11 protein-coding genes and 1 tRNA gene are annotated in these 12,884 nt (G+C 68.2%); 10 read left to right on the top strand and 2 right to left on the bottom strand.

The features are described from left to right. Positions 1–103: 103 nt before the first annotated feature. The 8 genes from ABZ880_RS03350 (at position 104) to ABZ880_RS03385 (ending at position 9,608) form a co-directional block, all read left to right on the top strand. A complete protein-coding gene (locus tag ABZ880_RS03350) occupies positions 104–2,383 on the top strand; it encodes an FdhF/YdeP family oxidoreductase (RefSeq protein ID WP_361256077.1) in 2,280 nt (759 codons plus the stop codon). A gap of 48 nt (positions 2,384–2,431) precedes the next feature. Then, positions 2,432–2,920, top strand: a complete 489-nt coding sequence (locus ABZ880_RS03355; RefSeq protein WP_361256080.1) for a hotdog fold thioesterase — start codon at positions 2,432–2,434, stop codon at positions 2,918–2,920. A 98-nt stretch (positions 2,921–3,018) separates the two neighbouring features. Further along, entirely contained in the window at positions 3,019–3,696 is a 678-nt protein-coding gene (locus ABZ880_RS03360; protein ID WP_361256083.1) for a hypothetical protein, read from the top strand. Positions 3,697–3,925: 229 nt separating this feature from the next. Continuing rightward, on the top strand, positions 3,926–5,149 hold the full coding sequence (locus tag ABZ880_RS03365; RefSeq protein ID WP_361257062.1) for a branched-chain amino acid ABC transporter substrate-binding protein: 1,224 nt from the start codon (positions 3,926–3,928) through the stop codon (positions 5,147–5,149). Positions 5,150–5,297: 148 nt separating this feature from the next. Then, entirely contained in the window at positions 5,298–6,227 is a 930-nt protein-coding gene (locus ABZ880_RS03370) for a branched-chain amino acid ABC transporter permease (RefSeq protein ID WP_361256086.1), read from the top strand. A 5-nt stretch (positions 6,228–6,232) separates the two neighbouring features. Continuing rightward, a complete protein-coding gene (locus ABZ880_RS03375) occupies positions 6,233–8,044 on the top strand; it encodes a branched-chain amino acid ABC transporter permease (RefSeq protein ID WP_361256089.1) in 1,812 nt (603 codons plus the stop codon). Positions 8,045–8,049: 5 nt separating this feature from the next. Beyond that, positions 8,050–8,895 (top strand): ABC transporter ATP-binding protein, encoded by an 846-nt coding sequence (locus ABZ880_RS03380; RefSeq protein WP_361256092.1) that lies wholly within the window; start codon positions 8,050–8,052, stop codon positions 8,893–8,895. After that, a complete protein-coding gene (locus ABZ880_RS03385; protein ID WP_361256095.1) occupies positions 8,892–9,608 on the top strand; it encodes an ABC transporter ATP-binding protein in 717 nt (238 codons plus the stop codon). The genes ABZ880_RS03380 and ABZ880_RS03385 overlap by 4 nt, the downstream gene beginning before the upstream one ends. Positions 9,609–9,691: 83 nt before the next feature. On the opposite strand, the gene ABZ880_RS03390 is transcribed toward ABZ880_RS03385, so the two are convergent. Then, complete coding sequence (locus tag ABZ880_RS03390; RefSeq protein WP_361256097.1) at positions 9,692–10,348, bottom strand: response regulator; 657 nt, start codon at positions 10,346–10,348, stop codon at positions 9,692–9,694. 98 nt (positions 10,349–10,446) lie between these two features. Here ABZ880_RS03390 and ABZ880_RS03395 point away from each other — a divergent pair. Beyond that, positions 10,447–10,533, top strand: a tRNA-Leu gene (locus ABZ880_RS03395). A 78-nt stretch (positions 10,534–10,611) separates the two neighbouring features. Continuing rightward, a complete protein-coding gene (locus tag ABZ880_RS03400; protein ID WP_361256100.1) occupies positions 10,612–11,400 on the top strand; it encodes a helix-turn-helix domain-containing protein in 789 nt (262 codons plus the stop codon). Between the two features lie 16 nt (positions 11,401–11,416). On the opposite strand, the gene pyk is transcribed toward ABZ880_RS03400, so the two are convergent. After that, on the bottom strand, positions 11,417–12,853 hold the full coding sequence (gene pyk, locus ABZ880_RS03405) for a pyruvate kinase (protein WP_361256103.1): 1,437 nt from the start codon (positions 12,851–12,853) through the stop codon (positions 11,417–11,419). Positions 12,854–12,884: the final 31 nt, after the last annotated feature.

The raw sequence follows: 12,884 nt of genomic DNA on the forward strand, positions 1-12,884 counted from the left end.
GCCACTGACAGTCGGACCTCGCACGCCCTGGCACCCTGGCTGTCACCGGCGCGTGCGAGGATCGAAGACACAGCTCGCACGTGTAGGTGAAGGAGAGTGCGCGATGGCGACGAAGCCGCCCAAGGGCGATCCGGTTCAGGACGCGCCGCAGGTCGCCGAGCCGAAGCACGCGGCGGCGGGACTGCCGGCCATCGGGCACACCCTGCGCATCGCCCAGCAGCAGATGGGGGTGAAGCGCACCATGCTGACGCTGCTGAGCGTGAACCAGAAGGACGGCTTCGACTGCCCGGGCTGCGCCTGGCCGGAGCCGGAGCACCGGCACAAGGCGGAGTTCTGTGAGAACGGCGCGAAGGCGGTGGCCGAGGAGGCCACCCTGCGCCGGGTCACCCCGGAGTTCTTCGCCGCGCACTCCGTCGCCGACCTGGCGACCAGGAGCGGCTACTGGCTGGGCCAGCAGGGGCGCCTCACGCACCCCATGCATCTCCCCGAAGGGGGCACCCACTACGAGCCGGTGACCTGGGAGCGCGCCTTCGACATCGTCGCCGAGGAGATCGCCGCACTGGGTTCCCCGGACGAGGCCCTCTTCTACACCTCGGGACGCACCAGCAACGAAGCGGCCTTCCTCTACCAGCTGTTCGCGCGGCAGCTGGGCACCAACAACCTGCCCGACTGCTCCAACATGTGCCACGAGTCGTCCGGTTCGGCACTGAACGAGACGATCGGCATCGGCAAGGGCAGCGTCCTGCTCGAGGACCTGTACAAGGCCGACCTGATCATCGTCGCCGGCCAGAACCCGGGCACGAACCACCCGCGCATGCTCTCCGCCCTGGAGAAGGCGAAGGCGGGCGGCGCAAAGGTCATCAGCGTCAACCCGCTCCCGGAGGCGGGCCTGGAGCGGTTCAAGAACCCGCAGACCCCGCAGGGCATGCTCAAGGGCGCCGCCCTCACGGACCTGTTCCTGCAGATCCGCATCGGCGGCGACCAGGCCCTCTTCCGCCTCCTCAACAAGCTGATCCTCGAGACGGACGGCGCGGTCGACGACGCCTTCGTCAGCGAACACACCCACGGCTACGAGGAGTTCGCCGAGGCGGCCCGCGCCGCCGACTGGGACGAGACGCTCGCCGCCACCGGCCTCACGCGCGCGGAGATCGAGCAGACCCTCGGCATGGTGCTCGCCTCGAAGCGCACCATCGTGTGCTGGGCGATGGGCCTCACCCAGCACAAGCACTCCGTGCCGACCATCCGCGAAGTGGTCAACTTCCTTCTCCTGCGCGGCAACATCGGCCGCCCGGGCGCGGGCGTGTGCCCGGTGCGCGGCCACTCGAACGTGCAGGGCGACCGCACCATGGGCATCTTCGAGCGCCCCGCCCCCGCCTTCCTGGACGCCCTGGAGAAGGAGTTCGGCTTCGCGCCGCCGCGCGAGCACGGCTACGACGTCGTCCAGGCCATCCGCGCCCTGCGCGACGGCAAGGCGAAGGTCTTCTTCGCCATGGGCGGCAACTTCGTCTCCGCCTCCCCCGACACGGAGGTCACCGAGGCGGCCATGCGGCGCGCCCGCCTCACCGTGCACGTGTCGACGAAGCTGAACCGCTCGCACGCCGTCACGGGCGCGCGTGCCCTGATCCTGCCCACCCTCGGCCGCACCGAGCGCGATCTCCAGGGCAGCGGCGAGCAGTTCGTGACCGTCGAGGACTCCATGGGCATGGTGCACGCCTCCCGCGGCCGCCTGGAGCCCGCGAGCACCCACCTGCTGTCCGAACCGGCCATCGTCTGCCGCCTGGCCCGCCGCGTGCTCGGCGAGGAGAACACCGTGCCGTGGGAGGAGTTCGAGAAGGACTACGCCACGATCCGCGACCGCATCGCCCGCGTCGTGCCCGGCTTCGAGGACTTCAACGCGCGCGTGGCCCACCCCGGCGGCTTCGCCCTCCCGCACGCCCCCCGCGACGAGCGCCGCTTCCCGACCGCGACCGGCAAGGCGAACTTCACCGCGGCACCCGTCGAGTACCCGGAACTGCCCGAGGGCCGCCTGCTGCTGCAGACGCTGCGCTCGCACGACCAGTACAACACCACGATCTACGGCCTCGACGACCGCTACCGGGGCATCAGGAACGGCCGCCGGGTCGTGCTCGTGAACCCCGCGGACGCGCAGGCACTCAAGCTCCCCGACGGCTCCTACGTCGACCTGGTCAGCGAGTGGAGGGACGGCGTCGAGCGGCGTGCGCCCGGCTTCCGCGTCGTGCACTACCCGACGGCGCGCGGCTGCGCGGCCGCCTACTACCCGGAGACCAACGTGCTGGTCCCGCTGGACGCCACCGCCGACACCAGCAACACGCCGGCCAGCAAGTCCGTCGTCGTACGTCTGGAACAATCGGCCACCGACTGAGCGTTTGCTCAGTCAGCTGTGCTGATCAAGACGAACGGAGCCGGGCCCATGGGCGAGCACCAGCATGTGAAGTTCCCGCAGGAGGTCATCGACGAGTACGCCGCACTCGGCGTCGACCTCCCGGCCCTCTTCTCCGCGGGGCACCTCGGGACGCGCATGAGCGTGGAGATAGTCGAGGCCTCCGCGGACCGCGTCGTCGGCACCATGCCGGTGGAGGGCAACACCCAGCCCTACGGCCTGCTGCACGGCGGCGCCTCGGCCGTGCTCGCCGAGACCCTCGGCTCCGTCGGCTCCATGCTGCACGGCGGCAGCTCGAAGATCGCCGTCGGCGTCGACCTGAACTGCACCCACCACCGCGGCGTGCGCTCCGGCCTGGTCACCGGCGTGGCCACCCCCGTCCACCGCGGGCGCTCGACGGCGACGTACGAGATAGTGATCAGCGACGAGCAGGGCCGGCGCGTCTGCAGCGCACGGCTGACCTGCCTGCTCAGGGACGTCAGGCCCGGCGACGGAGCACACCTGAGCACCACCGGCTGACCGCACGCCCCCGCACCCGTGCCGGGCGGCGGGCCGACCACCGGCATCTTTCCCGGTCCGGCCCCCGCCGCCTACCGTTTCCCCATGAGGCTGCGGTCATGAGCGGCATCGGCCCCGTCGAACCCGTCGACTCGGCCGAGGCGAGCGAGAGTTACGACGTCATCGGCACCGACGCGCCGCGGCCCACCGACCGGCTCGCCCGCCGCTGGCGCACCCTGTCGCCCAGGGCCCGCAGGACCACCCTCGCGGCGTGCGTGATCGCCGCGAGCACCCTGGCCATCCTGCTGGTCCCACCCGCCGGCAGCCCCGACAACGCCGTGCCGCCCGACCCGATGCCCTGGCCCGCCAACGTCACGGGCTGGCGCTACATCGGACTCGCAGAATCCCTCAACTCCCATACCACCAGGGGCCTTTTCCGCTTCGCCGTCACCGTCGACAGCGGACCGCCGGTCACCCTCGCCGTCACCAGCGCCGCCTTCACCGGACTCACCGCGCACGCCACACCGCAGCGCCACTTCACCGTCCACGCCGGGATAACCCGCCGGGTCACCGTCGAGATTTCCGTATCCGACTGTTCCGGCCTGCCGCTGAATGCGGACCTCCCCTTTCTCGACGTAACGCTCCGTAACACGCGCGCAATACAGCACCACAGTTTCATCTTCGACGGCACCTACGCCCGCGACCTTTCCCGGCTCCTTCACGGCGCCTGCGACGGCCCGACCGCGCCACCGGGTCCACGGCCAACCGGAAGTGCGCGTTCTCAGAATGCGGACTGAACGGAAATTCCGCCAAAACGGCTGAGAGCCCCCATCGCCCGAGGCCTGCCTCCACCACGTCATAACAAGAAAGTCACAAGCCAGTGCACGGCGATGCCCCTGCCTACAGACCGGGCTTAGAGTCACGGCCAGTCACCGCTCCATCGGGAGTTCGGTACCACGTGGCACCACACACCCCCCACCGGGGACGAAGTGCCTGCGGAAAGGACTGATTGTGCGACAGCGTTCCTTGGTGATACTTACCTCCGTTCTTGCGACCGGAGCTCTGACTCTCACCGCCTGCGGCTCCCGGGACGACAATGGCGGCAAGAGCGGAGACAGCGGCTCCAGCACCACCTTCACCATCGGTGTCGACGCCCCGCTGTCCGGCGAGAACTCCACCACCGGCCTCGGCATCCAGTACGGCGCCCAGATCGCCGTCGACGACGCCAACAAGAACAACTGGGTCCCCGGCGTCAAGTTCAAGCTCAAGGCCTACGACGACAAGGCCCAGCCCGCCACCGGCCAGCAGAACGCCACGGCCATCACGGGCGGCACCGACACCATCGGCGCGGTCGGCCCCCTGAACTCCGGCGTCGCCCAGTCGATGCAGCAGGTGTTCGCCTCCGCCAACATGGTCGAGATCTCCCCCTCGAACACCAACCCCGAGCTGACCCAGGGCAAGAACTGGCAGACGGACAAGAAGCGGCCGTACAAGACGTACTTCCGCACCGCCACCACCGACGAGCTGCAGGGCAGCTTCGCCGCCGACTACGCGTACAACGGCCTCAAGAAGAAGAAGGCCTTCGTCGTCGACGACAAGCAGACCTACGGCGCCGGCCTGGCGAAGATCTTCGGCGAGAAGTTCAAGGCCGCCGGCGGCAAGGTCGTCCAGACCGACCACGTCAACACCGGCGACAAGGACTTCGGCTCCCTCGTCACCAAGATCAAGAACTCCGGCGCCGACCTGCTCTACTACGGCGGCCAGTACGACGAGTCCGCCCTGCTCACCAAGCAGCTCAAGGGCGCCGGGGTCAACATCCCGCTGTTCGGCGGCGACGGCATGTTCGCCAGCACCTACATCGAGGTCGGCGGCAAGGCGGCCGAAGGCGACCTCGCCACCGCCATCGGCGTCCCCGCCGACACCCTGCCCGCCGCCAAGCAGTTCATCTCGACCTACAAGGCCAAGGGCTACAAGGGCGACTACGGCGCCTACGGCGCCTACGCCTACGACGCCGCCACCGCCATCATCAAGGCCGTGAAGGCAGTGAAGGACGCCAACGGCGGCAAGCTGCCCAGCGACATCAAGGACGTGCGTTCCAAGGTCGTCGACGAGGTCCAGAAGTCGGACTTCGAGGGAATCAGCGGCAAGGTCTCCTTCGACGAGTACGGCGACACCACCAACAAGCAGCTCACGGTTTACCAGGTCGAAAGCGGCAAGTGGAAGGCTGTGAAGACGGGCACCGCCAGCTGACCCCACCAGCCCCAGCAAGACCGCATCACGGGCCGCGCGGAAGGAGGACCCCGACCGCGCGGCCCGTTTCCACACCCAGACCTTGAACACGACCAGTGCACACACACAACCACTCTGTGCACACAACCAGCGACATGGAGGCCACGCGGTGAACACCCTGCCGCAGCAGCTGGCCAACGGGCTGCTTCTAGGCTCGATGTACGGGCTGATCGCCATCGGCTACACGATGGTGTACGGCATCGTCCAGCTCATCAACTTCGCGCACGGCGAGATCTTCATGACCGGGGCCTTCGGCGCCCTCACGGTCTACCTCTACATCCTGCCCGACGGCACCCCCATGGCCGCCGCCATCCCCCTGATGCTGCTCGGCGGCGCCATCGTCTCCGTCCTCATCGCGGTCGGAGCGGAACGGTTCGCCTACCGGCCCCTGCGCGGAGCACCACGCCTGGCACCGCTCATCACCGCCATCGGTCTCTCCCTGGCCCTCCAGGAAGCCGTCCGCAACTTCTACCCCAACGCGGACAAGGCCCTCGCGTTCCCCGGCCTCGACACCACCCACGACCTCGGCTCCGTCACCATCAAGGACGCCGACATCTTCCTGATCGTCGCCGCGATCATCTGCATGTCCTCCCTCGCGTGGTTCGTCCGCAAGAGCCGCACCGGCCGCGCCATGCAGGCCACCGCCCAGGACCCCGACACCGCGCAGCTCATGGGCATCGACACCAACCGCATCATCGTCATCGCCTTCGCCATCGGCGGCTTCTTCGCCGCCGTCGCCGCGCTCTCCTTCGGCCTCAAGTACGGCAGCATCGACTACCGCATGGGCTTCCTGATGGGCCTCAAGGCCTTCACCGCGGCCGTCCTCGGCGGCATCGGAAACATCTACGGCGCGATGCTCGGCGGCGTCGTCCTCGGCATCGCCGAGACCCTCGCCTCCGCCTACATCAACAACATCCCCGGCATGCAGCAACTCGGCGGCCAGAGCTGGGCCAACGTCTGGGCCTTCGTACTCCTCATCCTCGTGCTCCTGTTCAGGCCACAGGGCCTGCTCGGCGAACGCGTCGCGGACAGGGCGTGAGAAACATGACCGAGACGACCAAGACCCCCGCCACCCCGCCCGCGGACGCCGTCCCGACGCCCGCCAAGCGCGGCCTCATACCGCTGCCCCTCGCGGCCGCCCGCGCCCTGCTGCTCATCGGTGGCATAGCCACCGCGGTCTCCACGTTCCTCGCCTGGACCTGGACGTCCGAGTTCCCGGGCGACCTCACCGTCACCGGCTACCCCGGCGGCCTGCAGTGGCTGACCTTCATCGCCGGCGCGCTCACCGCCGTGTTCGCCCTCGCCTCCTACGAGATACGCGGCCTGCGCTGGCTCCTGCCCGCCCGCAACAACGCACCCCTCGTGCTCACAGCCGTCGGCGGCCTCGCCGTCACCTGGTTCACCGCCATCGAGATCGCCGCCAAACTCGGCGGCCTCGCCAACTGGGAACCCGGCATGTGGGTGGCCGTCATCGCCTCCCTCGTCCCCGTCCTCGGCGCCCTCGCCCTCCCCGAAGAAGCCGGCGAGACCACCAAGGAAACCCTCAAGGCCTACGTCGCCAAGCCCGACCGCATCCCCGCGGCCGAGCCGGTCTCCCCATGGGTCCAGCGCGCCGTGATCACCGTGGCCAGCATCATCGGCCTCGCGGTCTTCACCTACGGCATCGACACCGAGTACGGCGAGCTGTTCATCGGCTTCCTCATCGTCGTCGTCTTCGCCGTCTGGGCCCTGCACACCGCCGGTCTCCTCGACCGGTTCTCCCAACTGGTCGCCGCCAACCGCAGCTTCACGCTCGCCATGGGCTTCCTCGCGGCCATCGCCTTCCCCTTCACCCAGACCGACGACCACTACGCCAACATCGGCGTCAACATCCTCATCTTCGGCACCGTCGCCCTGGGCCTGAACATCGTCGTCGGCCTCGCCGGCCTCCTCGACCTCGGATACGTCGCCTTCCTCGGCGTCGGCGCCTACACCGCCGCCCTGGTCTCCGGCTCCGAGTTCTCCAAGTTCTCCGGCGTCCAGTTCCCCTTCTGGGCCGCCGCCCTCAGCGGCGCCGCAGCCTCGCTGATCTTCGGCGTCCTCATCGGCGCCCCCACCCTGCGACTGCGCGGCGACTACCTCGCCATCGTCACCCTCGGCTTCGGAGAGATCTTCCGCATCGCCGTCAACAACATGGACGGCGACTCCGGCCCCGACCTCACCAACGGCCCCAACGGCATCCCCTCCATCCCCGACCTGAACCTCCTCGGCTTCAACTTCGGGCAACCGCACGACATCGGCGGGTTCACCCTCGGCCGCTTCGCCAACTACTACCTGCTGATGGTCCTGATCATGGCCCTCGTGGTCCTGGTCTACACCCGCGCCGCCGACTCCCGCATCGGCCGCTCCTGGATCGCCATCCGCGAGGACGAGACCGCCGCCACCGCCATGGGCATCAACGGCTTCCGCGTCAAGCTCATCGCCTTCGCCCTCGGCGCCTCCCTGGCCGGCCTCGCCGGTACGGTCAGCGCCCACGTGACCTACAGCGTGGTCCCCAACCCGTACCAGTTCGCCGGCTCCACCCCGCCCAACTCGGCCTTCCTCCTGGCCGCCGTCGTCCTCGGCGGCATGGGCACCGTCGCAGGCCCCATCCTCGGCGCGGCACTGCTCTACCTCCTCCCGGAGAAGCTCGACTTCCTCCAGGACAAGTCACTGCTCGCCTTCGGCATCGCGCTCATCCTCCTGATGCGCTTCCGCCCCGAGGGCATCATCGCCAACCGCCGCCGCCAGCTCGAATTCCACGAGACCGGCCAACTCGACGTACCAGACACCGAGACGCTGACCGACGAACCGGCCGTCACCAAGGCAGGGGCGTAAGAACCATGACGACACCTGTACTCGAAGCCCGCGACGTCACCATGCGCTTCGGCGGCCTCACCGCCGTACGGTCGGTCGACTTCACCGTCAACACCGGCGAGATCGTCGGCCTCATCGGCCCCAACGGCGCCGGCAAGACCACCTTCTTCAACTGCCTGACCGGCCTGTACATCCCCACCGAGGGCACGGTCTCCTTCAAGGGCACGGTGCTCCCGCCCAAGCCTCACCTGGTGACCAAGGCCGGCATGGCCCGCACCTTCCAGAACATCCGCCTCTTCGCCAACATGACGGTCCTCGAGAACGTCCTCGTCGGCCGCCACACCCGCACCAAGGAAGGCCTCTGGTCGGCCCTCCTGCGCGGCCCCGGCTTCAAGAAGGCGGAGAAGGCCAGCGAGGAACGGGCCATGGAACTCCTGGAGTTCATCGGCCTCGCCCACAAGCGGGACCACCTGGCGCGCAACCTCCCCTACGGCGAGCAGCGCAAACTGGAGATCGCGCGAGCCCTGGCGTCGGAACCGGGCCTGCTCCTCCTGGACGAGCCGACCGCCGGCATGAACCCCCAGGAGACGCGGGCCACCGAGGAGCTGGTCTTCGCCATCCGCGACAAGGGCATCTCCGTCCTCGTCATCGAGCACGACATGCGCTTCATCTTCAACCTCTGCGACCGCGTCGCCGTCCTCGTCCAAGGCGAAAAGCTCGTCGAAGGGACCTCCGAGGTCGTCCAGGCCGACGAACGCGTCATCGCCGCCTACCTCGGCGAACCCTTCGAGGGCGACCCCGGACAGACGGAGGCCGCCGAGGTCGCCGGCGCGGAGAGCGCCCCCAGCACCACCAAGGGAGAAGCCCAGTGACCGCACTTCTCGAGGTCGAAGACCTCCGGGTCGCCTACGGCAAGATCGAGGCCGTCAAAGGCATCTCCTTCAAGGTCGAGGCGGGCCAGGTCGTCACCCTCATCGGCACCAACGGCGCCGGCAAGACCACGACCCTGCGCACCCTCTCCGGCCTGCTCAAGCCCAGCTCCGGCAAGATCACGTTCGACGGCAAGCCGCTCAGCGGAGTCCCCGCCCACAAGATCGTCGCCCTGGGCCTCGCCCACTCCCCCGAAGGCCGGCACATCTTCCCGCGCCTGACCATCGAGGAGAACCTCCACCTCGGCGCCTTCCTCCGCAAGGACAAGGAAGGCATCGAGAAGGACATCCAGCGCGCCTACGACCTCTTCCCGATCCTCGGGGAGCGGCGCAGGCAGGCCGCGGGCACCCTCTCCGGCGGCGAGCAGCAGATGCTGGCCATGGGGCGCGCCCTCATGTCCCAGCCGAAGCTCCTCATGCTCGACGAACCCTCCATGGGCCTCTCGCCGATCATGATGCAGAAGATCATGTCGACGATCGTCGAGCTGAAGTCCCAGGGCACCACCATCCTGCTCGTCGAGCAGAACGCCCAGGCGGCCCTGTCCCTGGCCGACCACGGCCACGTCATGGAGGTCGGCAACGTCGTCCTGTCCGGCACCGGCCAGGACCTCCTGCACGACGAATCGGTACGGAAGGCCTACCTCGGCGAGGACTGAGGCTCTGTCCTTCCCCGCCGTACGGCCGAGGCCCGCGCCCCTGTTTCAGGGACGCGGGCCTCGGCCGTAGCGCGATGGGGGTGTCAGCCCTTGGCCGCCTTCTTCTCGTCGGCGTCCTGGATGACCGCCTCGGCGACCTGCTGCATGGACATCCGACGGTCCATGGAGGTCTTCTGGATCCACCGGAACGCGGCCGGCTCCGTCAGCCCGTACTCGGTCTGCAGGATCGACTTCGCCCGGTCCACGAGCTTGCGCGTCTCAAGGCGGAGCGTGAGGTCGGCGACCTCCTTCTCCAGCTCCTTCAGCTCGGTGAACCGGGATACGGCCATCTCAATCGCCGGAACGACGTCACTCTTGCTGAACGGCTTCACCAGGTACGCCATGGCACCGGCGTCCCGGGCACGCTCGACGAGGTCGCGCTGCGAGAACGCGGTGAGCATGAGCACGGGGGCGATGCGCTCCTCGGCGATCTTCTCGGCGGCGGAGATACCGTCCAGCTTCGGCATCTTCACGTCGAGGATGACGAGGTCCGGCCGGTGCTCACGGGCCAGCTCAATGGCCTGCTCACCGTCACCGGCCTCACCGACGACGCTGTAGCCCTCCTCCTCCAGCATCTCTTTCAGATCGAGCCGGATCAGGGCCTCGTCCTCGGCGATGACGACACGGGTCGTCAGCGGAGGCACGTGCGACTTGTCGTCGTCGGGCGCGTCTACGGGCTGGGGCGACTCGGGGGCGGTCACGGGGGCTCCTTGGTGCGGGCCGGGCAGTACTGCTGCGGTATGCAGCCTACCTAGAGGCGGGGAGCTGCGGTGACCCGGTACACTCATGGCCGTGCCTGGCCGGGTTGGCGCAACTGGTTGACGCGGAGGTCTCAAACACCTCTGTCCGAAAGGACGTGTGGGTTCGAATCCCATACCCGGCACCAAGAAAGCGGATGTCCACGTTCTCGTGAACATCCGCTTTTTGCTGCGTGCCGTCACGGTCTGTGACGCAGGGTGTTCACATGATTTTCCACGGAACTGAAGTTCGACAGCAGGCACTGACGCTGCTCCGCAACGGCGCAAAGAACGCGGAGGTCGCTCGGCGGTTCAACGTCCCCTCCGGCACCATCGCGTACTGGAAGCACCTGGATCGAGCGAAACGCGGCGAGTGCCCCGGGAAGCATGATCCGAAGTGTCCCAGGTGCGATGACCGAGACCTCGACCCAGCCGCGTACAGTTACTTGCTCGGCCTCTACCTGGGCGACGGCCACATCAGCCGCTACTCCGCACACCGTGTCCCCAACCTGATGATCACGTGCGCCGAGTCATGGCCCGGACTCATGGACGACTGCGAGCAGGCCATGCGCACAGTGTTTCCCGACAACGCCGTCTGCCGCGTCCGCAAAACCGGCTGCCGCAACGTGAAGGTCTACTCGAAGCATCTTCATTGCCTCTTCCCCCAACACGGCCCCGGCCGGAAGCACGAGCGCCCCATCGTCATCGAACCCTGGCAACAGGAAATCGTCGACGCGCACCCGTGGGAATTCATCCGCGGCCTCATCCACTCCGACGGGTGCCGCATCACCAACTGGACGACCCGCCTCGTAGCCGGAGAGCGCAAGCGCTACGAATACCCCCGGTACTTCTTCTCCAACAAGTCGGACGACATCCGGAAGCTGTTCACCAACGCCCTCGACAGGGTAGGCGTCGAATGGACCGCCCTCGCGCGCGGCAGCGACCCGTTCAACATCTCCATCGCCCGCAAAGCCTCAGTAGCCCTGATGGACACTCATGTGGGCCCCAAGCACTAGCCCCCACCCCACCAACCTACTTGGGACTGTCGTCCTCCCCGATGTGATGCACCCGCACCATGTTCGTCGACCCCGCCACCCCCGGCGGCGACCCCGCCGTGATCACCACCACGTCGCCCTTCTCGCAGCGGCCGTACTTCAACAACAGCTCATCGACCTGGTCGACCATCGCGTCCGTCGAGTCCACATGCGGGCCCAGGAACGTCTCCACGCCCCACGTCAGGCTGAGTTGGGAGCGCGTGGCCGGCTCGGGGGTGAAAGCCATGAGCGGGATCGGGGAGCGGTAGCGGGAGAGGCGGCGGGCCGTGTCGCCGGACTGGGTGAAGGCGACCAGGAATTTCGCGCCGAGGAAGTCGCCCATCTCTGCCGCCGCCCGGGCGACCGCGCCGCCCTGCGTGCGGGGCTTGTTGCGTTCGGTCAGCGGCGGGAGGCCCTTCGCGAGGATGTCCTCCTCCGCCGCCTCGACGATCTTCGCCATCGTGCGGACCGTCTCGATGGGGTACTTGCCGACGCTCGTCTCGCCGGACAGCATCACCGCGTCCGTACCGTCGATCACCGCGTTGGCGACGTCGCTCGCCTCCGCACGGGTGGGGCGCGAGTTGTCGATCATCGAGTCGAGCATCTGGGTCGCCACGATCACCGGCTTGGCGTTCCGCTTCGCCAGCTTGACGGCTCGCTTCTGGACGATCGGGACCTGTTCGAGGGGCATTTCGACGCCGAGGTCCCCGCGCGCGACCATGATGCCGTCGAAGGCGGCCACGATGTCGTCGATCGCGTCGACGGCCTGCGGTTTCTCCACCTTGGCGATGACGGGCAGTCGGCGCCCCTCCTCGTCCATGATGCGGTGGACGTCCTCGATGTCGCGGCCGCTGCGGACGAAGGACAGGGCGATGACGTCGAAGCCCGTGCGCAGGGCCCAGCGCAGGTCCTGTTCGTCCTTCGACGAGAGGGCGGGGACGGAGACCGCGACGCCGGGGAGGTTGAGGCCCTTGTGGTCGGAGACCATGCCGCCCTCGACCACCCTGGTGTGGACGCGGGGGCCGTCGACGGTCGTGACCTCGAGGCAGACCTTGCCGTCGTCGACGAGGATGCGTTCGCCGGCGGTGACGTCGGCGGCGAGGCCGGCGTAGGTGGTGCCGCAGGTCTGGCGGTCGCCCTCGGCGCCTTCTTCCACCGTGATGGTGAAGGTGTCGCCGCGTTCAAGGAGTACGGGGCCTTCGGTGAAGTGGCCGAGTCGGATCTTCGGGCCCTGAAGGTCGGCGAGGAGTCCGACGCTGCGGCCGGTTTCGTCGGCGGCCTTTCGCACGCGCTGGTAGCGCTCCTCGTGTTCGGCGTGGGAGCCGTGGCTGAGGTTGAAGCGGGCGACGTCCATTCCGGCTTCGACCAGGGCTTTGATCTGGTCGTACGAGTCGGTGGCGGGGCCCAGGGTGCAGACGATTTTTGCTCGGCGCATGGTTTGAGCCTAGGCCTTACCGGCGGGTAGA

Source organism: Streptomyces sp. NPDC047043 (assembly GCF_040644055.1).
In the GTDB taxonomy this organism is placed as follows: Bacteria; Actinomycetota; Actinomycetes; order Streptomycetales; family Streptomycetaceae; genus Streptomyces.

Excerpts from the sequence above, each read along its gene's own strand:
- ABZ880_RS03350 (WP_361256077.1), top strand. The coding sequence starts at position 104 with ATGGCGACGAAGCCGCCCAAGGGCGATCCGGTTCAGGACGCGCCGCAG.
- ABZ880_RS03355 (WP_361256080.1), top strand. The coding sequence starts at position 2,432 with ATGGGCGAGCACCAGCATGTGAAGTTCCCGCAGGAGGTCATCGACGAG.
- ABZ880_RS03360 (WP_361256083.1), top strand. The coding sequence starts at position 3,019 with ATGAGCGGCATCGGCCCCGTCGAACCCGTCGACTCGGCCGAGGCGAGC.
- ABZ880_RS03375 (WP_361256089.1), top strand. The coding sequence starts at position 6,233 with ATGACCGAGACGACCAAGACCCCCGCCACCCCGCCCGCGGACGCCGTC.
- ABZ880_RS03380 (WP_361256092.1), top strand. The coding sequence starts at position 8,050 with ATGACGACACCTGTACTCGAAGCCCGCGACGTCACCATGCGCTTCGGC.
- ABZ880_RS03400 (WP_361256100.1), top strand. The coding sequence starts at position 10,612 with ATGATTTTCCACGGAACTGAAGTTCGACAGCAGGCACTGACGCTGCTC.
- pyk (WP_361256103.1), bottom strand. The coding sequence starts at position 12,853 with ATGCGCCGAGCAAAAATCGTCTGCACCCTGGGCCCCGCCACCGACTCG.